18 protein-coding genes and 1 tRNA gene are annotated in these 19200 nt (G+C 61.9%); 6 read left to right on the top strand and 13 right to left on the bottom strand.

Annotation, left to right across the window (positions count from 1 at the left end):
• Positions 1 to 28: 28 nt before the first annotated feature.
• The 6 genes from D8W71_RS19335 to aceE all read right to left on the bottom strand — a co-directional run bounded on the left by D8W71_RS19335 (position 29) and on the right by aceE (position 8584).
• On the bottom strand, positions 29 to 1462 hold the full coding sequence (locus D8W71_RS19335) for an acyl-CoA carboxylase subunit beta (protein ID WP_121115727.1): 1434 nt from the start codon (positions 1460 to 1462) through the stop codon (positions 29 to 31).
• A 109-nt stretch (positions 1463 to 1571) separates the two neighbouring features.
• A complete protein-coding gene (locus tag D8W71_RS19330; RefSeq protein ID WP_121119570.1) occupies positions 1572 to 2822 on the bottom strand; it encodes a KasA/KasB family beta-ketoacyl-ACP synthase in 1251 nt (416 codons plus the stop codon).
• An 8-nt stretch (positions 2823 to 2830) separates the two neighbouring features.
• Positions 2831 to 3133, bottom strand: coding sequence for a meromycolate extension acyl carrier protein AcpM (acpM, locus tag D8W71_RS19325; RefSeq protein WP_019667431.1), 303 nt, complete (start codon positions 3131 to 3133; stop codon positions 2831 to 2833).
• A 172-nt stretch (positions 3134 to 3305) separates the two neighbouring features.
• The gene (locus tag D8W71_RS19320; RefSeq protein WP_121115725.1) at positions 3306 to 4214 is read right to left on the bottom strand and encodes an ACP S-malonyltransferase; all 909 of its coding nucleotides are present in this window, start codon (positions 4212 to 4214) and stop codon (positions 3306 to 3308) included.
• 128 nt (positions 4215 to 4342) lie between these two features.
• Entirely contained in the window at positions 4343 to 5683 is a 1341-nt protein-coding gene (locus tag D8W71_RS19315) for a PucR family transcriptional regulator (RefSeq protein ID WP_236077509.1), read from the bottom strand.
• 78 nt (positions 5684 to 5761) lie between these two features.
• A complete protein-coding gene (gene aceE / locus D8W71_RS19310; RefSeq protein WP_236078090.1) occupies positions 5762 to 8584 on the bottom strand; it encodes a pyruvate dehydrogenase (acetyl-transferring), homodimeric type in 2823 nt (940 codons plus the stop codon).
• Between the two features lie 266 nt (positions 8585 to 8850).
• Between aceE and D8W71_RS19305 the strand changes: the two genes are divergently transcribed.
• The 3 genes from D8W71_RS19305 to D8W71_RS19295 all read left to right on the top strand — a co-directional run bounded on the left by D8W71_RS19305 (position 8851) and on the right by D8W71_RS19295 (position 9915).
• Complete coding sequence (locus D8W71_RS19305; RefSeq protein ID WP_121119566.1) at positions 8851 to 9273, top strand: DUF3052 domain-containing protein; 423 nt, start codon at positions 8851 to 8853, stop codon at positions 9271 to 9273.
• A gap of 28 nt (positions 9274 to 9301) precedes the next feature.
• Positions 9302 to 9760: a peroxiredoxin gene (locus tag D8W71_RS19300; protein ID WP_121115721.1), complete on the top strand. Its 459-nt coding sequence runs from the start codon at positions 9302 to 9304 to the stop codon at positions 9758 to 9760.
• Positions 9761 to 9843: 83 nt separating this feature from the next.
• Positions 9844 to 9915 (top strand) — tRNA-Val (locus tag D8W71_RS19295).
• Between the two features lie 6 nt (positions 9916 to 9921).
• On the opposite strand, the gene D8W71_RS28255 is transcribed toward D8W71_RS19295, so the two are convergent.
• Positions 9922 to 10242, bottom strand: coding sequence for a tyrosine-type recombinase/integrase (locus tag D8W71_RS28255; RefSeq protein ID WP_161965470.1), 321 nt, complete (start codon positions 10240 to 10242; stop codon positions 9922 to 9924).
• 700 nt (positions 10243 to 10942) lie between these two features.
• Here D8W71_RS28255 and D8W71_RS27385 point away from each other — a divergent pair.
• The gene (locus tag D8W71_RS27385; protein WP_153275399.1) at positions 10943 to 11110 is read left to right on the top strand and encodes a hypothetical protein; all 168 of its coding nucleotides are present in this window, start codon (positions 10943 to 10945) and stop codon (positions 11108 to 11110) included.
• Between the two features lie 74 nt (positions 11111 to 11184).
• Here D8W71_RS27385 and D8W71_RS19285 read toward each other — a convergent pair whose 3' ends face one another.
• Both D8W71_RS19285 and D8W71_RS19280 read right to left on the bottom strand, forming a co-directional pair.
• The gene (locus D8W71_RS19285; RefSeq protein ID WP_153275398.1) at positions 11185 to 12120 is read right to left on the bottom strand and encodes a hypothetical protein; all 936 of its coding nucleotides are present in this window, start codon (positions 12118 to 12120) and stop codon (positions 11185 to 11187) included.
• A gap of 690 nt (positions 12121 to 12810) precedes the next feature.
• Positions 12811 to 13422: a TetR/AcrR family transcriptional regulator gene (locus tag D8W71_RS19280; RefSeq protein ID WP_121115714.1), complete on the bottom strand. Its 612-nt coding sequence runs from the start codon at positions 13420 to 13422 to the stop codon at positions 12811 to 12813.
• 67 nt (positions 13423 to 13489) lie between these two features.
• On the opposite strand from D8W71_RS19280, the gene D8W71_RS19275 reads away from it, so the two are divergent.
• Entirely contained in the window at positions 13490 to 14134 is a 645-nt protein-coding gene (locus tag D8W71_RS19275; protein WP_121115712.1) for a TetR/AcrR family transcriptional regulator, read from the top strand.
• Between the two features lie 12 nt (positions 14135 to 14146).
• On the opposite strand, the gene D8W71_RS19270 is transcribed toward D8W71_RS19275, so the two are convergent.
• The gene (locus D8W71_RS19270) at positions 14147 to 14770 is read right to left on the bottom strand and encodes a LysE/ArgO family amino acid transporter (RefSeq protein WP_121115710.1); all 624 of its coding nucleotides are present in this window, start codon (positions 14768 to 14770) and stop codon (positions 14147 to 14149) included.
• Positions 14771 to 14838: 68 nt separating this feature from the next.
• Here D8W71_RS19270 and D8W71_RS19265 point away from each other — a divergent pair, with 68 nt between their 5' ends.
• A complete protein-coding gene (locus D8W71_RS19265) occupies positions 14839 to 15717 on the top strand; it encodes a LysR family transcriptional regulator ArgP (RefSeq protein ID WP_121115708.1) in 879 nt (292 codons plus the stop codon).
• Positions 15718 to 15734: 17 nt separating this feature from the next.
• On the opposite strand, the gene D8W71_RS19260 is transcribed toward D8W71_RS19265, so the two are convergent.
• The 3 genes from D8W71_RS19260 to D8W71_RS19250 all read right to left on the bottom strand — a co-directional run bounded on the left by D8W71_RS19260 (position 15735) and on the right by D8W71_RS19250 (position 19190).
• Positions 15735 to 16646: an NAD(P)/FAD-dependent oxidoreductase gene (locus D8W71_RS19260; protein ID WP_121119564.1), complete on the bottom strand. Its 912-nt coding sequence runs from the start codon at positions 16644 to 16646 to the stop codon at positions 15735 to 15737.
• Positions 16647 to 16749: 103 nt separating this feature from the next.
• Positions 16750 to 17349, bottom strand: a complete 600-nt coding sequence (locus D8W71_RS19255; RefSeq protein WP_121115706.1) for a superoxide dismutase — start codon at positions 17347 to 17349, stop codon at positions 16750 to 16752.
• 104 nt (positions 17350 to 17453) lie between these two features.
• The gene (locus tag D8W71_RS19250) at positions 17454 to 19190 is read right to left on the bottom strand and encodes a nitrilase-related carbon-nitrogen hydrolase (RefSeq protein ID WP_121115704.1); all 1737 of its coding nucleotides are present in this window, start codon (positions 19188 to 19190) and stop codon (positions 17454 to 17456) included.
• Positions 19191 to 19200 lie beyond the last annotated feature (10 nt).

Raw genomic sequence — 19200 nt, 5'->3', positions numbered from 1 at the left:
GCCGGGGCACAGACGTTTCAGCGTGAGATCACAGCGGAATGTTCTTGTGATGTCCGCGGAGCGCGGGAGCCGACGCCAGCGCTTTCGCGACGATCGAACGAGTTTTCGCCGGATCGATGACCTCGTCGACGACGCCGATCGCAACGGCACGGTCGACTCCGCCGGCGATGGTTTCGTGCTCCACCGTCAATCGATCGTGGAGAGCCTCGCGCTCGTGCTCCGGTGCCGCGGCCAGAGCCTTCTTGTGCAGAATTCCGACGGCAGCCTTGGCGCCCATCACGGCGACCTCGGACCCCGGCCACGCGTAGACCGCGGTCGCACCGAGAGCGCGTGCATTCATCGCGATGTACGCGCCGCCGTAGATCTTGCGCGTCACCAGCGTGACACGAGGAACCTTCGCCTCGGCGAACGCATGAAGAAGCTTCGCCCCGCGGCGTACGACGCCTTCCCACTCCATGCTCACTCCGGGGAGGTAGCCGGGGACATCAACGACTACGACGAGCGGGATTCCGAAGGCGTCGCACAGACGAACGAATCGTGCTGCCTTCTCTGCACTTTCGGAGTTGAGGCACCCTCCGAGGCGAATCGGGTTGTTGGCGATAACGCCGACGGTCCTGCCACTCAGACGTCCCAGTCCGATGACGATGCTGCGCGCCCAGCCACCCTGGAACTCCTCGAATGTCGATTCACCTTCGACATTGTCGAGCAGTTCGTGGATCACCGGGTGCACGTCGTAGGCGCGACGGTTCGACTCGGGAAGCAGTGCCTTCAGGTCGGTGTCACCGTGTTCGGCGGCCGCGAGATCGAATGTGCCTTGCTCGCTGAACATCGACACGAGCCGACGTGCGCGGGTGAGGGCGTCGAGCTCGTCGTCGGCGACGATATGGCAGACGCCGGACTTCTTGTGGTGGGTGTCCGGCCCACCGAGCGACTCCATGTCGACCTGTTCACCGGTGACACTGCGAACCACGTCGGGTCCGGTCACGAACACGCGTCCCTCGGGAGCCATGATGACTACGTCGGTCAAAGCGGGACCGTACGCGGCGCCACCGGCTGCGAAACCGAGGACTACGGAAATTTGTGGAACGAGGCCCGATGCGCGAACCATGGCCTCGAAGACCAACCCGACAGCGTGGAGGGCTTCTACGCCCTCGGCCAGGCGGGCACCGCCGGAATGCCAGATTCCGACGATCGGTGCCTCACGGTCGATTGCGACGTCGATGGCGTTCACGATGTGCTTGCACCCGTCGACTCCCATTGCGCCGCCCATGACGGTGGCGTCGGAGCAGTAGGCGACGGTGTGGACACCGTCGATATCGCCGGAGGCGGCGAGGAGACCGGATTTGTCACGGTCGTGCAGCGGAACCATGGTTCCGCTGTCGAAGAGTTTTTCGAGGCGCGCGAGCGGGTCGCGGGGATCGGTGTACGAACCCGAGCGGGTGGCGGGGGACAGGATGGTCATCGCGTTCTCCTTCTGCGTGCCCCGGTAAGGGCGTTCCCCGAGCGAAAGCGAGACGCTTTCGCTCGGGGTTCGAGTGCTCCGTAGCTAGGCAGCCACCGACAAGCGGTGATCAGGCCTTGCCGAAGGCGAGCGCGACGTTGTGCCCACCGAATCCGAACGAGTTGTTGATCGCGTAGTCGATCTGTCCGACGCGGGCTTCACCCTTGACGACGTCCAGGTCGATCTCCGGATCCTGGTTCTCCAAATTCAGCGTGGGAGGAATGATTCCCTCGCGCACTGCAAGCACCGTCAGCACCGATTCGAGGGCGCCGACTGCGCCGATCGAGTGGCCGAGAGCTGATTTCGGTGCGTAGACCGCAGCGTGGTTGCCGACGGCCTTGTTGATTGCGAGCGCCTCGGCGGTGTCACCGATCGGTGTCGCCGTTGCGTGCGCGTTCACGTGCGTGATGTCGGACTTCTGCAACCCTGCGGTCTCGATAGCCCTCTTCATTGCACGAGCTGCGCCCGAACCTTCCGGGTCGGGTGCCACCAGGTGGAAGCCGTCGGAAGTGATTCCTGCGCCGAGCAGGCGAGCGTGGATCGTGGCTCCGCGAGCCTTGGCGTGCTCTTCGGTCTCGATGACCATGAGCGCACCTGCCTCGCCGAACACGAATCCGTCGCGATCCTTGTCGAACGGACGCGACGCACCCTTGGGGTTGTCGTTGTTGGTACTCATCGCGCGCATCATCGAGAAGCTCGCGATCGGCACCGCATCGATGTATCCCTCGACGCCACCGGTGACGACCATGTCGGCGTCGCCCATGACGATCATTCGCCATGCGTGTGCGATGGCTTCCGATCCAGAGGAACACGCCGATACGGGCGTGATGACGCCTGCCTGTGCCTTGAGCTCCAAACCGACGACCGCAGCGGGGCCGTTCGGCATGACCATCTGAACTGCGAGCGGGGAGACCTTGCGGTAGCCGCCTGCCTTCATCTTGTCGTTTGCCTCGATGAGCGAATCGCCGCCGCCGAGTCCGGTTCCGATGGAGACACCGAGACGGATCGGGTCCACCTCGGGGCTACCGGCGTTCTTCCATACCTCGCGGCCGAGCACGGTGGACAACTGCTCCACATAGCTCAGACGACGGATCTCGACTCGACTGAGCAGAGTCGTCGGGCTGACCGCAAGGTGGCCGCCGATTCGAACGGGAAGGTCGTACTCGGCGACGAAATCGTCTTCCAGTACTCCGATCCCGCTCTCGCCGTTCAGCAGACCCTTCCACGTGGCGTCCACATCACCGGCGATGGACGTGGTCGCAGCGAGGCTGGTGACGACGACACTCGGGAAGCGTCCGTTGGCTGTGGATGGGTTGGTCACGGTTCGACTCACTCGCTCGCGGAGTCGTCGAGCTTGGCCTTGATTGCCTCTGCGGCTTCGGGGTTCTCCGCTTCGAGCTTCTGGATGTACGAGACGGCGTCGCCGACGGTGCGCAGACCTGCGAGGTCCTCGTCGGGGATCTTCACGCCGTACTTGTCTTCGGTCTGAACTGCGATCTCGACCATGGAGAGCGAGTCGATGTCGAGGTCGTCCACGAAGGACTTGTCGATGGTCACCTCGGAGGGCTCGATGCCCGTGACCTCCTCGATGATCTCTGCAAGTCCGGCGATGAGGTCTTCCTGGCTGGCCACTTGAGTGGCTCCCTTCTTTTCGGTGATCGGCACGTCGTGAATCGACGTGTCGAAGTCATGGTGCTGATCCTGCAGTTTCGGCGTCGTTCTCTACGCCAGATGCTCGCCCTCGTGGAAAGTGACGGCACCTCGGACCCGTGGACAGTCGATCCACGGGAAGTATTCGGAGCTGTCAGATCAGCTCGGCGAGGGCTGCGATGTCCTCTGGCTTCTTCAGACCCAGGGTCGGTGTGCCCTTGAGCTCGCGCTTGGCAATTCCGACGAGTGCGCCGGCCGGCGGCAATTCTGCCACGGCGGAGACCGCGTGCTCGCGCAGAGTCTTGGTGCACAGGTCCCACCGCACAGGCTTGGTCACCTGGGCGGCAAGTTTGGTCAGGGCGTCGCTACCCGACGTCACCGGCTGACCGTCGGAGTTCGACAGCAACGTGCGGACCGGATCGGACGGCGTGATCGCTGCGGCTGCCGCCGCGACCGCGTCCTGCGCCGGGGTCATGAATCGAGTGTGGAACGCTCCTGCAACCGGGAGGGACCGCACTCTGGCCTTCTCCGGTGGGTTCGCTGCCAGTTCGGCCAGCGCAGTCTGCAATCCGGCAGCCACGATCTGACCGGCAGCGTTGATATTGGCCGGTTCGAGGCCGAGCTCGGTCAACCGAGCGAGGACGACGGTCTCGTCGCCGCCGAGGATCGCCGACATGCCGGTGGGTTCGAGAGCGCATGCCTTCGCCATCTCGGCGCCGCGCACGGCTGCCAGGGTGACGGCCTCATCGGAAGATATGACGCCTGCAATGGCGGCTGCGGCGAGTTCACCGACCGAGTGACCGGCGATGATCGTGTCTTCGGGGAGAATTCCTTGTCCGGCGATCTCTTCGAACGCGAGCAACGCCGCGGCGACGACGAGGGGCTGTGTCACCGATGTGTCGGTGATTTCCTCCGCTGTCGCCGTGGTGCCGAGGCGAGCCAGGTCGAGTCCTGACGCCTTCGACCACAACGCAACACGGTCGGCCGCTCCGGGCAGTTCGAGCCACGGCACGAGCATTCCGGGTGTCTGGGAGCCCTGGCCGGGCGCAAGCAACGCAATCACATCGTTAAGAGAACACCGTGACGGCCTGTTTCGGAGATGTCGCTCTCGATGAACTCTCGGCACGCAATTTGTAGGGTTCCCACAATCACCCTTGTGGGGCGCCCGCATCGTCCCAATCGCTACCTGCGTTACGTGACCACTTCTCCGAATGTGACGTGTGTGATCTGTGGGGCAGGATAGTGCGGTTCGTGATGAGTTCGAGTCAATCGACCTACCGTCGCCGCGACCCGAAGCACGTACGCATCACGGGATGACGTCGGGTCTCGCCCTGTGACTTCTGCGATTCTTTTCAAGCGATAACGGACAGTATTTGGATGAACAAACAGCTGACGCGCACAAGTTTCTACTGCGCCCCCACAATCGAGGTAGGCATCGAGGGTGTCGGCGAGGCCGGAACCGGCTGCGGACAGCGGAACGACGAGTATGTCGTTGAGTGCGGCTATCGCAGCCGAATCGCCCAGCAGCGCGCGCTCCGGGAGCAACTCGCCGGCGTGTACGGGACGCGGTGCGCCTCTCCACCCCGCCACCGCCTGCATCCCGGCGAATGCCTCGACCGCACTCGAATGGGCAGCGCCCAGTGTTCGTGTGGTCGGTCCGATCACCACAGGGCCGTCGGAGAAGTTGCGCAGCATGTCGTCGAGAAAGGAGTTGCTCGCGGCGTCGTCGGATAGTTGGCCGCTGACGACCATCACCAATCGGGTCCCCTGCACGACGGCGAGAGCGGCCCGTCCGTGCTTCTGCGCAACCGCGTGCACTGTTCCGACCACGGAGACCCCTTGGTCGTCCGGTGGTGTGCCCACGAGCACGGTGGCGGGTGCGGTTGCGTCCCAGTTGAGGGTTGCCGCCCGCGACAGCATGTCGGACCCGGTGTCGCCTCGAACGACGGCGTCGACGACCAGTGCTTCGAGGCGCGTGTCCCACGCGCCTCGCGATTCCGCAGCGCTGGCGTACACCGATGCCGCTGCGAACCCCAGCTCGCGCCCGTAGCGAAGTACAGCCTCGGTCAGTGCGACGAGCTGCTGGTCGTTGCGAGCCAACGCCGGGAGCCACTGCTCGAAGAACTCCATCGCGACACGAACCATATCCACCGTCTGACGAAGCGTCAGTCGCCGCGCGAGGTCCTGCGGGATCACCTGAAAGGCGTCCAAGCTGAAACGGATGTCGCTCTGGGGATTCTTGAGCCACTCCAGGAAGTTGTCGACGGCCGTCTGGATGAGCAATTGAACACTCGCGCGCTGCGCGGCATCGAGTCCGCCGAAAAACGGCAGCTGGTCCTGCATTGCCGTGACGGCTTCGGTGGAGAGCCTGCCGGAGAACTGCTTGACACGCCGAAGCAAGGCGTCGGGAAGTGGGTCGCGCTTCTGCCGTGGTGGTGTCAGTGCTTTCCCGGGGAGGTGGACTTCGTTGTCGGTGATGTAGTTCTCGCGGTCGGCGCTGGGGTGCGCACCGTCCACCGGATTGTCGACCATGGTGAAAAACCTACGCCCGCCCACTCGGGTCCGGGGATGTGGACACGAATGGACGGGCGTCGATCGTCATCGAAAAGGTTACGCGGAACCGGTATCGGCGAACGATGTCGGAGCTGCGCGGACGTCGTCGATCTTGTACTTGTCCGCGGCCTCGACGGCCTTGGACTTGTCGATCTCACCGGACTCGGCCAGCGCAGCGAGTACTGCGACGACGATCGATTCGGCATCGACGTTGAACACGCGGCGAGCCGCGGGACGGGTGTCGGAGAACCCGAAGCCGTCGGTGCCGAGCGTGACGTAGTCACCGGGAACCCACTGCCGGATCTGATCGGGAACGGCACGCATCCAGTCGGATGCGGCCACGACCGGCCCTGCCGCGTTCGCCAGCGCGGTCGTCACGAATGGAACGCGCTTCTCGGAACCTGGGTTGCGCAGTGCTTCCTTCTCCGCCTCGACACCGTCGCGGCGCAGTTCACCCCATGAGGTGACCGACCAGACCGCGGACCGGACGCCCCACTCGTCGAGCAGCAACTCGCGAGCCTTGCGGGCCGACACGAGTCCCACGCCGGATGCCAGAAGCTGAGCCTCGGGCCCGTCGCCGTCCTGCGGTGCCTCGAACCGGTAGATGCCCTTGAGGAGCCCCTCGACATCGAGGTTCTCCGGCTCCGCCGGCTGTACGTACGGCTCGTTGTAGAGGGTGATGTAGTAGAAAATGTTCTCTCCGCCGAAGCCTTCTACGCCTTCGGTACCGCCGTACATACGACGTAGGCCGTCCTTGACGATGTGGGCGATCTCATAGGAGAACGCGGGATCGTAGGCAACGGCAGCAGGGTTGGTCGAGGCCAACAAGAGCGAGTGACCGTCGGCGTGCTGGAGACCCTCACCGGTGAGCGTCGTACGCCCTGCCGTGGCGCCGAGGACGAATCCGCGTGCCATCTGGTCTGCCGCCGCCCACAGGCCGTCACCGGTGCGCTGGAAGCCGAACATCGAGTAGAAGATGTACAGCGGGATCATGACCTCGCCATGGGTGGCGTAGGACGTGCCGACAGCAGTGAACGACGATGTCGACCCTGCCTCGTTGATGCCTTCGTGCAGGATCTGCCCGACCGAGCTCTCCTTGTAGGCGAGCATGAGTTCGGAGTCCACCGAGGTGTAGAGCTGACCGTTGCGGTTGTAGATCTTCAGCGACGGGAACCACGAGTCCATACCGAACGTGCGGGCCTCGTCGGGGATGATCGGCACGATTCGGTGGCCGATCTCCTTGTCGCGAAGCAGTTCCTTCATCACGCGCACGAGCGCCATCGTGGTGGCGACTTCCTGCTTGCCCGATCCCTTACGGAGGGTCTTGTAAGTGTCGTCGCCCGGCTGCGGGAGCGGCTTGACGTCGACGCGGCGCTCGGGGACGAATCCACCGAGCTTGTTGCGACGATCGAGCATGTACTGAATCTCGGGAGCGTCCGCACCGGGGTGGTAGTACGGGGGCAGGTACGGATCCTTCTCGAGCTCCTCGTCGGAGATCGGGATGTGCTGCAGATCGCGGAAGGTCTTGAGATCGTCCAGCGTCAGCTTCTTCATCTGGTGCGTGGCGTTACGACCCTCGAAGTGCTTACCGAGCGTGTAGCCCTTGATGGTGTGCGCCAGGATGACCGTCGGCTGGCCCTTGTGCGCCATCGCGGCCGCGTACGCGGCGTGCACCTTGCGGTAGTCGTGGCCACCGCGCTTGAGGTTCCAGATATCCCCGTCGGACAAATCCTTGACGAGCTCCTTGGTGCGTGGGTCGCGCCCGAAGAAGTGATCGCGGACGTAGCCGCCGTCGTTGGCCTTGTACGTCTGGAAGTCGCCGTCGGGCGTGGTGTTCATGAGGTTGACCAGTGCGCCGTCGCGGTCTGCGTGCAGCAGTGCGTCCCACTCGCGACCCCATACGACCTTGATGACGTTCCACCCGGCGCCGCGGAAGAACGACTCGAGTTCCTGAATGATCTTGCCGTTGCCGCGAACCGGACCGTCGAGGCGCTGGAGGTTGCAGTTGACGACGAAGGTCAGGTTGTCGAGGCCTTCGGTGGCGGCGACGTGTGCGAGGCCGCGCGATTCCGGCTCGTCCATCTCACCGTCGCCGAGGAACGCCCACACGTGCTGGTCGGTGGTGTCCTTGATGTTGCGGTCGCTGAGGTAATGGTTGAAGCGCGCCTGGTAGATGGCGTTCATCGGACCGAGGCCCATGGACACCGTCGGGAACTCCCAGAAGTCCTGCATCAGGCGAGGGTGCGGGTACGACGGCAGTGCGCCGCCGTCGTCGGCGTGGCTGTACTCCTGACGGAAGCCGTCCATGCGCTCGGCTGGGATGCGGCCTTCGAGGAACGCGCGTGCGTAGATGCCGGGGGAGGCGTGGCCCTGGATGAAGATGTGGTCGCCGCCGCCCGGGTGATCCTTGCCGCGGAAGAAGTGGTTGAAGCCGACCTCGTAGAGGGCCGCAGAGGATGCGTATGTCGAGATGTGGCCGCCGACGCCGACGCCCGGGCGCTGCGCGCGGTGGACCATGATCGCGGCATTCCAGCGAATCCACGCGCGGTAGCGGCGCTCCATGGCTTCGTCGCCGGGGAACCACGGCTCGTTCTCGGTGGGGATGGTGTTGACGTAATCCGTCGAGGTCAGGGACGGCAATGCGACGCGGCGTTCGCCGGCGCGCTCGAGCAACCTCAACATCAGATAGCGAGCGCGCGCTGGGCCCGACCGCTCGAGGAGACCGTCGAAGGATTCGATCCATTCGTTGGTCTCGTCATTGTCGATGTCGGGAAGGTACGACGCGACACCCTCACGGATGACGCGTACCCGACCATCGGAGCTGGTAGGCCCGCTCGATTTGCCGGCAGTCTGTGTGTTCTGCCGACCGTCCTGGTTCAACTCGGACAACGTGTGTACTCCTCAAAGTGGCGGTCGCTCGGTGCGGCGGCCGTTCCATGTATCTCGCACTCTGTGACGGCGAGCTACGTTCCTCGGTTCGGTGATTCTCCTCAATCCTCCTACATATGTTTCCTGGAGGTAGTACAGAGTCCCAATACCCACCAGTAGAAATTTATGTACGCAATTTCGGCGCGGTCAGCTTGCGGATGCGGCGAAAACACTGTTCGCTTGCACTACTTCACCCACTATGCAAGGAGGTCACCACCGTGGTCGCCGCGGCGGACGCTCAGAACTACGCTCAGAAACTTGGAATCACCCGCGACTTGGTCGTTCAGGAGCTGGGCTGGGACGAGGACACAGACGACGATCTGCGTGCGGACGTAGAGGACACCATCGGCGGTGAAACTGCCGACGAAGACTCCGACGAAGTCATCGACGTGGTGTTGCTCTGGTGGCGCGATGGCGACGGTGATCTTGTCGACGCACTGATGGACGCCATCGGTCCTCTCTCCGACGATGGATTCGTGTGGGTGCTCAGTCCCAAGACCGGCCTTCCAGGGCATGTCGAGCCGAGTGAGATTGCCGAATCGGCGCCGACCGCAGGGTTGACGCAGACATCGGCCGCGAATCTCGGTGAGTGGATCGGCAGCCGACTGGTTCAGCCGAAGACTCGGGCCACCAAACGGTAGGGACACCTCGAACAGAAAGACGGATTCGATGCCACTCGAGGTGGGTGCACAGGCACCCGACTTCACCCTCAAGGATCAGAACAACCAGGAAGTGACACTCTCGTCCTATCGCGGCGAGAAAAATGTCCTGCTGGTCTTCTATCCACTTGCCTTCACCGGCACGTGCCAGGGTGAGCTGTGCAAGGTTCGCGACGAGCTACCCAAGTTCGAGAACGACGACACAGCCATCTTGGCCATCTCGGTCGGACCACCGCCCACACACAAAATCTGGGCGGCCGAGCAGGGGTACACCTTTCCGCTCCTGTCGGACTTCTGGCCGCACGGTTCGGTCGCGCAGGCCTACGGGGTTTTCAACGAAGGCGCAGGCTTCGCCAACCGCGGAACATTCGTCATCGACAAAGCCGGAGTCATCCGGTTCGCCGAGATGAATCAGCCGGGCGAGGCGCGGGACCAGTCGGCATGGGAAACAGCATTGGCAAGCGTGTAAGCGTTTGACCTGCGGAATTGGAGATCCGGCGCCGACACGATAAATTTCTCCAAGCGATCCGGTGGTGAAAGCCACCGGTTCTCGGGCGTATAGCTCAGCGGTAGAGCTCTGGTTTTACACACCAGCGGTCGGGGGTTCGAACCCCTCTGCGCCCACCCTGGTCACAGGGGTTGTTGACCCTGATTTGGCCCAATCGGCAACGAAGTTTTATCACGTTTTGTCACAAGTGATCCGTAACTCGTTGCAGCGGCGATCAGCGCATAGGGCTGGTTGTGGACATATCGCGCCATCGTGAACGCAGCAGTCGCGTGGCCCAACCAGGCAGAAACCGTTGGGATCGGCACACCGTTGAGGATCATCAGCGTGGCGCATGTATGTCGTTCGTCGTGAAGGTTGATGACGGGAACGCCAGCACGGGCGCACGCGGCTTTCCAGCGATCGGTCAGGTAGTCGGGGTACACCAGATCGCCCAGCTCATTCACAGACACATGGCCGCTGTCACGGTATCTGTCACGGTATCTGTCACGAGCCTGTGACTTCTCCTGGCGTTGTACCGCTCGGGCATGAAGCGAAGACGAGTAGACAGGATCGGGGATCGGCAGGTCGCGCTTTGACCGATTGAGATCTACAAGTACGCAGTCGGTGGCACAGTCACGAAAGACCAACTGCTGAACCTGTTCCGTCCTTACGGCATCGAGAACTTGTTCGTCGGTGACGCTCGCTATGACACATCAGTAGAAGGTCTAGCGCAGGCATTCGCACCAGTATGGGCAAAGATGTTTTCCTAGCTTAAGAAACTCCACGACCAGGCCTGAAAGAGATCAACGGTGGTTATAAGTTCCGACTAGACGGTGGCCGCTTCGTAACAACTGAGGAGAAGAAAAACCCACTTCTTACTGAGATCGTTGCGCACGACTACTACAACTACCAAATCTTAATGCCTGAAGCGTTCTACTTAATCAAGAATGCAGTAGTGTTAGTAGGCGACCATGGGGAACTAACCGTACTAAGCGCAATCGTTCACGATCAGACTGAATACAAAACTGGCGACGAGTTCGAGGGCCCCGACAAAGTTGTCGCTGACCTGATCGCCGCTGGTGCGCTGAAAGATCCGAACGCGAAAAACGATTCAGGAGACCAGCGATCTAAACGAAGCGGAAGCCCAGGCCCAGGAACTACGTGGTGGTGCGGAGAAAGAGCTATGACGCCAAGGCGGAAGCAGCAAAGATCCTCGACGACGCGAAGACCGAAGCCGACAAAATCAAGGCGGAGGGCCAGGCAGCAATCAAAGCTCCACAGGACACTGCGGTGAACGGCGCACAAACCAAACTGTCCATTTCAGCGAAATAGACAAAGATAACGAGCAAATTGTAGGAAGCCGGAAGCGGCCTCCTATTCTGTGTGTCTCAATAAGGCGAATGCCCTCAGTTCACATACATACTTCGGAGATCTGGTACCCACTCACGATCGGATTGCCCACGTGACATCATGCGTACCCACTCTCCGCCGCCGTGCCGGTCTGCGTTAAATGTGTACATGCCCTGCACACCCGCGTTGTTCAGTGTGGTTGTTTTAAATTCTATTACCATCGAAGGTAGGCCATTGGGATCCGTACCTTTAAAGATAGTTTCGTAGAATAAGTCGGACGAACTTCGCACTTCGCTCTTAGTGACTACAACGGTACCGTTGTCAATCTTACTCATGGAACTCTCGAACCCGTTCGAGGACTCGTGATTAAACGACGCTACTGCTTTCTTGGCGTCAGACTTGTTGGGCGATGTTGTCGTTATGTATTCGAGTAGCGAGTGCCTGTCGATTATCTGCTGAGCGGTATTATCGACACTAGGCGCTACGAGCGGACCCAACTGACCGGCTCCCGTCGACGCGAGTGCTCGGTTCAATTCATCATACTTTGCTTGAACGTCCTCATTGATAAAGTCGGCGCTGTACTCAATTTGGTCTCGCTTTGACGCTGAGATGAAGTAAGTATCCGGATCCATTCCGCTTAATTCTGGCGTTGCGCCTCCGTCGTACGAATAGCGGTCGGATTCTGGCACTAGGTCTGGGTTGTAGTAGTCCTCTCCATCGGCTGCTGCTGGCGTTTCAACGGCATCCGTTTCGAAGAAGTCTCTACCCACTACTGGAACGGAGGTAAGTCGCGCTTCATCGCTTTCGAAATCTATCGCATCGCGGACGTCACCGTAATAGCTGACTACTTGATATGTTAGAAGGCTAACTCCGACCAGGCTGACCACCGCGATGCCGCCAATTACCTGAACGGAACGTTTCTTGTGCCAGACCGGCCTTCTCGCCTGGCCGAGATGACGCGGAGAATCGGTCGGCGGGCTACTATCGCTCACGTGAAGCCTCTCTTGCATGGAACTTTCCGACGCGTAATGTACCGTGCGGGTCAAAGTTGGGCAATCGTTCGGATGACGGACAGGCAACCAGCGGCACAAGTATGTTAGCGAATCGAATAATGTGCAAAATTGGAAGTAGATGACATTCGACAACCACGTCAAACTACTGATCGGCACAGTCCAAATCCCTCCATCCCCATCGACAGTGGGTTAGAACTTCACGTTGATGCCAGGTGACGGTGTAGCTTCAAGCCGAACATGCCCGTCACGGTCTTACCTGACATCGTAGATCTACCGACTCACGACAACTCCGAGGTCGGCTACTACGCTCCGCAGATGGCGATCAATTGACGATCACCCGCTCACAAGAAGGCAGCAACGCACTGCAGGTGGCCGCTGGCTGGAAGGTCATAGCTGGTATTACTGAAAAGACGCTGACTGACATCGAGAATGCAGGACAGGATTGACCCTCAGTCCGCGAGGCAAGAGGTTGGATTCCGTCCCAGAGTTGTCGCATCTCACGTGACACGTATCGCCCCCCGGCTAGCTGCATTCCAGCTCAGGGCCTCGGGAACTGGCCAATGGGCGTCTTGTATTGGGCCTACACAACACCGGTCGAGGGTCGAACCCCTCTGCGCCAACCACGTTCGCATTCCGCGTTGTGGCCAGCCTGTCGAACACGGCTGTGCGTCAGGACGCCGTCGTACCGGCGATCCGATTCGCCAGTGCCGCACCGGACTCGATGAATCGCTTGCGGCCCAACGTCGTGAACGAGCGATCGTCGGACAGGAACGCAGATGCGAAGGTTTCGATCTCCGCGATCATGGCGACTGCGACGACGCTTGCTTCGGCAGCGGTGATCTTTCCCCGCGCCTTCTTGGCTGCGGACCCGAGAATCGGTATGAGTTCCAGTGCGTTGCCGCGCCGGATCGCCTCGACTTGCTGGCTTGCACCGCGTGATTGAACGAAGTAGACGAGTGCGCTGGTTCGATTGTCGGACAGCCACTTCACGAACGGTTCTACGAGAGAGCCCATGCTGCGGGAAGGAGCTACCACCTCCGCCGCTATCCGCTCGATCTCCGCCACATACTCGGCTGCGAACTCGCGAAGCCCTTCGAGCAGAATCTCCTCGCGCGAAGGGTAGTGATAGTAGATCGCTGCCGACGTCATGTCCGCGGCTGCCGCGATGTCCGCAACCGTCACGGAATCGACGGGCCTCGACGCGAACAACTCGAACGCCGTCTCGACGATGACTCCACGCCGCGAGGGACGGTGCGCTGGTCGCTTCACTGATGCCGACATTCACTCTCCTAGGACTTCGGTCATGCAACACTAGTGCTTTGCGTAAACGAGAGGGTGAGGCGTCGAGGTGAGCGAGCAGGGGGCGAACGGTCAGGTGGGAAAGAAGTCACCGCACAGGCCGTCACGGCGGCAGGAGATCGTCGACGCCGCGATCCGCGTTTTCGCGGCGAAGAGTTTCTCCGACGCGAGTATCCAGGACGTGGCGCTGGAATCCGAGGTCGTGCCGTCCGCGGTGTACTACCACTTCGCAGGTAAGGACGAGCTGTTCGAGCTGGCGATGCGCCGCGTACTCGACATGGTCAACGAAGTCGTGGCCCACGTTCGTGCACAAGAAGATGCCGCGACCCGCGATCCCTCTCTCGAAGACGTCATCGTCGCTGTGTGGGGGTGGGTCGAAGCGCATCCGAACGAAGCACGCCTGCTGCACTACCACCTGCCCGGTGCCACTGCCGAAGCGTCGACGCTGCGGCGGGAGTTCGAGGAAGCGCACGTGCAACGAGCCTTCGACTATCTTCCCCCGAGTCCGACTCCGCCGACCAAGCGCGCAGCCGCACTCGAACATGCTTCGCACTCGCTGTCCACGAGGACGCTCATCGAACTGCTGATGACCATTCACGCGTTGCGGTTGGGCGAAGGCCCACTCAGCAAGCACGCGTCGAAGACGTTGAGTCGCGCGGTTGTTGCTGTGGGAGAGCGGATCGTCGTCGGCTGACGCTCTCGTACGTCAGCTGTTCGTGGCCTGTACTGCAAGCGTCGCTCCGAGTGCCAGCATGAACGCAGCGATGACGCCGTCGAGCCATCTCCACGCGATCGGTTTCGCGAAGGCCGGCTTCAGCAGGCGTGCGCCGAAGCCGAGGGCCGTGAACCACACGATGCTGGCTGCCGCGGCGCCCACTCCGAACCAGACGCGTGCGGCGTCGTACGTGGCGGCGACGGATCCCAGAAGTACGACGGTGTCCAAATAGACGTGAGGGTTGAGCCACGTCAACGCCAGCGCGGTGGCCACCACGGTTCCGATGCGCGCCGGCGTGGCGTCGGACTCGTCCTCCATTGCCTTCGGTGCGAATGCCCGGCGGGCCGAGAGCATTCCGTATGCGATGAGGAACGCTGCGCCGCCCCAGTAGGCGAACTTCAACGCGCCGGGTGCCTTGTCGACCAGCAATCCCGCTCCCGCGACACCGGCGCCGATGAGCACAACGTCGGACAGTGCACACACGAGAACGACGCCGAGGACATGTTTACGAGCGATGCCCTGTCGCAGAACGTATGCATTCTGAGCACCGATAGCGACGATCAACGACAGTCCGAATGCGAATCCGGCCATGGTGGGCGCGGGGGAGAAGGTCATGACGACACCGTATGTGCGACCAGCAGTGAAGTACAGCGAATATTTCTCACGTCGCGTTAGAGTTCCTTATGTCGAATCTGGACCTGTCTCAGCTCGAAGCGCTTGCCGCGGTGGTCGCCGAAGGATCGTTCGACGGTGCTGCACGGCGGCTGCACGTGACGCCGTCGGCGATCAGTCAACGAGTGAAGGCATTGGAAACGACGGCCGGTTCTGTACTCCTGCGCAGATCGAAGCCGGTCGTCGCCACCGATGCGGGGATCCCGTATCTACGCCTTGCGCAACAGATCGGATCACTGGTCGCCGAATTGCCGGTGGCTGAGAGCGGTGGGGGCCGGGCCGTCACCATCCCGATTGCGGTCAACGGCGATTCGCTCAATACCTGGGTGCTCCCCGCTTTGGCCGGATTGGCCGATCGGATGGATTTCGACGTTCGCCGGGAGGATCAGGACCATTCCGCCGAGATGTTGCGGCAAGGGCTCGTTATGGCGGCGGTCACCACGTCCGACACACCGGTGCAGGGTTGTTCGGTCACGAGATTGGGCGTCATGCGGTACCTCCCGGTGTGTTCTCCGGGCTTTCACCGAACATGGTTTTCCGACGGCGTCTCAGGTGACGTATTAGCGGACGCGCCCATGGTCGTCTTCGATCGCTCCGATGACCTGCAGGATCGCTACCTGCAGCAGTGGGGATCGGTGAAGCCGTCCGGACGCAGGCACTTCATCCCGTCCGCGTCGGATTTTGCGGAGGCGGTTCGCCTCGGGCTCGGGTGGGCGGTACTGCCGAGGCTGCAATGTGATCGAGTCGAACTCGGAGTGGACCTGATCGACATCGCGCCTGGAACGGGAATCGATGTCACGTTGTTCTGGCAGCAGTGGACCCTTCGGACGACGGCGCTGACGGAGTTGACGGCTGCTATTGCCGCCGCTGCAGCACGGGCGCTCGACTGACGCCCGAATGGCCGTTGCTATTTGATTCCCGCTACCACGGCTCGACCGGCGTCGGTACCCGAACGCCATGCGCTTTCGATCCTTGGTGGACCCGACGGGCTCCATTGATCGCCCGCCAAAACTACTCGTGCCGAGGATGTTTCGAGCACGCCGAAGGTCGCGTCGTGTGCACCGGCGGGTTTGGCGAACGTCCATCGGTGTACACGGGTCCACGACGGAGGCGACGTACCGAGCAATTCGGTGAGCGCGCCGACGACCGGGCCGATGGCCGACTCGGGATCGTCCAGGTGCGCTTTCGCGAACTGGGCCGTCGAATGTGCAACGAGCACGGCCGCGCCGTCACCGCGCCTGGATCCGTCGTCGGCGAGAAACTCGAGTACCGGATGGTCGTTGACGAACGCTGCACTGTCGAACGGAAGGTCGAGGGCATCGAATCCGGCGACAACGGTGATCGTGGGGTCGTACACGACTGGGTTCGGTACCGCGACCAGCCGACTTGCCTGTGGGTCCGGCATTGCCAGAACCACGTCACCGTCGGGTAGCTCCTGCACATTCTCGCTGTCGCTGTTGATTCCGTCCAACGTGGCGCGGACGAGCGATCGGAGACCGCCGGGGGTTGCCCACCGCATCGGGCCGCTGCTTGTCTCGGGCGTGCTGTCCGGCGCTACGACGCCGAAGGTGTCCGTCCATTTCGTGGCGAGACCAGCTGATTCCCACTGCGCGACGACCTCGGCGAATTCCGGATCCCGCACGGTGAAGTACCCGGCCCCGATATCGACTCTGCGTCCGTGAAGTTCTGGCGATGCCATGCGTCCACCCACCGCACGGCCTCGATCGACGAGACGAAACGGCACGCCTGCGTCGCGGAGAACGACGGCGCAGGCGGCGCCCGCGATACCTGCGCCGACGATGGTGACCGAATCATTCATGTCACCCACCGTAGGCGTTCCGGCACCGTTCCCGCCGAGATCGAAGTTGTGTCGCCCTTTCGGACGAATTCGGTGCACAACCTCGATCTCGGCGGACGTGGAGTCACACCCAGGGCCCGCGTGCTGCGACGTCGGCCCAGTCGACGAGGTTCCAGAATGCAGTCACGTAGTCGGCCTTGACGTTCTTGTACTGCAGGTAGAACGCGTGTTCCCACATGTCGAGCAACAGCAGCGGGGTGATTCCGAGCGGTACGTTCGCCTGCTGGTCGTAGAGCTGAAAGGTCAACAGCCGCTTGCCGAGTTCGTCCCACCCGAGCACGGCCCACCCGGATCCCTGCAATCCGTTGGCTGCAGCAGTGAACTGGGCTCGGAACGCATCGAACGAACCGAATTGATCGTCGATCGCGGCCGCGAGTTCACCCACGGGCTTATCGCCACCGGCAGGGGAGATGTTGGACCAGAATTGGGTGTGATTGAGGTGCCCACCGAGGTGAAACGCGAGGTTTTTCTCGTGCAACAAGATTCGCGCATGATCGGAGGACTCTCGTGCGTCCGCGAGCTGTTCGAGCGCGGTGTTGGCCCCGGCGACGTACGCGGCGTGATGCTTCGAATGATGAAGCTCCATGATCTCGCCGCTGATGTGGGGTTCGAGCGCGGAGTAGTCGTAAGTGAGTTCGGGCAATACATACGGTTGGGCCGACATGTTTCTCGTCTCCTGGGTAGTGATTCGCTGTACGGATAGATCTTCGAACCTGGAGTGCACTCGAGGTCAAGCGTGCTGTGTCAGCGATCACCCTGCGGGAGAAATCAGACGTTCGCCGGTGAGGCTGAGCTCAGGGCGGTGTAGTGATGCGGCAACCGCATCGACACCAGATCTTTCCGGCGAACGACGTTGGTGGGGTACACCGAGTCCAGGTTGGTGGTGTCGACTACCGCGGTCGCGACGCCGAGTCCATCGATCGGAGTGCTTTCGCTTCTAGGGAACGCGAAGGTGTCCGGCCCGAATACGCCACTGTGGCCGTCGGTTCCGCGTTCGGGATCGTAGGCGTTGGCAAAGGCGAACCACACGTTGTTCTCACCGGCTCGAACCCGCATGTGATGCCAATGCAGCGGATCGGCACCGGTGAGGATGTCGCCTCGGTGCGGGACCGACGTGCCGTCGTGGGAACCGACAGGAGCAATCATCGCCGACGGGCAGACGATCACATCGCAACCCCGAAGCGCGAGAACGCGTCCGGCCTCCGGGAACAATGCATCGTTACCGACGAGAACTCCCACGCGCCCGACCGGGAGATCGAGAACGGTCCATCGATCACCGGGCGAGAACAATTCGGCGTCGCTCGGAGCGATGTGGGTCTGGCGGTAACTGCCGAGCACTCCCTCCGGTCCGATCACCACGGCGGTGTTGTAGAAACTGGCCCCCTCGATCTCGGCAATGCCGACGACGACAGTGGTCGAGGTTCGGGCCGCTGCACTGACGATGCGGGAGATGGACGGTCCGTCGATCTCCTCCGCGCAGCTCGACGGAGGTCTGTTCGTCGACACCGGCCCGGTGATGGACAGTTCAGGAAAGACGAGAACATCGCCTTCGCGAGCGGCGTCCATGGCCTCCTCGATAGCGCGGAGGTTGGCGTCGACCGATGCCGTCGGAGCGGACTGGACAACGGTCACCGTCGTGCGTGCGCCGGCCGGTAGCGGTCGGTGGCCGTACAGCGAGAAGAAGTCGAGAGGGTTCCACAGAAAGGTGTTCGACTGTAGTTCGCGATACAGTTCGGGACGGCGTCGACCGGCCGTGTCCGCAGTTCGCGTTCTTTTTGGATCGATTGTTGCGTAGACGATTCCGTCACCGGAATCCAGTGACGCCGCAATCGTCCCGTCGGGTTCGATGACGCACGTTCCGCCGCTGAACTGGACGGTGCGCTCGAGACCCCAGCGGTTGCTCTCGATCACGAAACAAGTGTTCTCGAATGCGCGGCTGATCCAGTACGGCGCAGGTGTTCGCTCGGCGAGCCAATTGCTGATGTGGCAGATCACATCGGCTCCGTCGAGTGCCACGACCCGGGCCGTCTCGACGAAGTGAATGTCCATGCAGATCAGCAGGGCGATGCGCCCGATCGCGGTGTCGTACACCTGATGGCCCAGATTGCCGGGTGCCGCCCACTTCGGTTCGGCGATGTACGAGTGCGTCTTTCGGTGGGTCCCGACTATGCCGTCGGGCCCGATGAGGACCGCACTGTTGTAGTAGAGGCCGGTCTCCGTATCGATCTCTGGCATCCCGAGAACCACGTAACAACCGTGTGCGCGTGTCACCGCAGCGAACGCGTCGGTGGTCGGTCCGGGAACGGTTTCGACGACGGTTGCCGCCTCGTCGTAGTCGTAGAGACAGTAACCGGTGGTTGCCATTTCGGGCGTCGTGATCAATCTTGCGCCGTGGTTCGCGGCTTCGGTCACGAGGGCCAGAAGGGCCTCGACATTTCCGGATTTGTCGAACAGGGTGGGTTCGAACTGGATCGCGGCTGCTTCGTAAGGTGCAATGGAGGTCATTGTTCGAACG

The organism is Rhodococcus sp. P1Y (genome assembly GCF_003641205.1).
Lineage (GTDB): Bacteria > Actinomycetota > Actinomycetes > Mycobacteriales > Mycobacteriaceae > Rhodococcoides.
The sequence above is the reverse complement of the archived record's forward strand: the minus strand, read 5'-3'. Positions and strand labels throughout refer to the sequence as shown.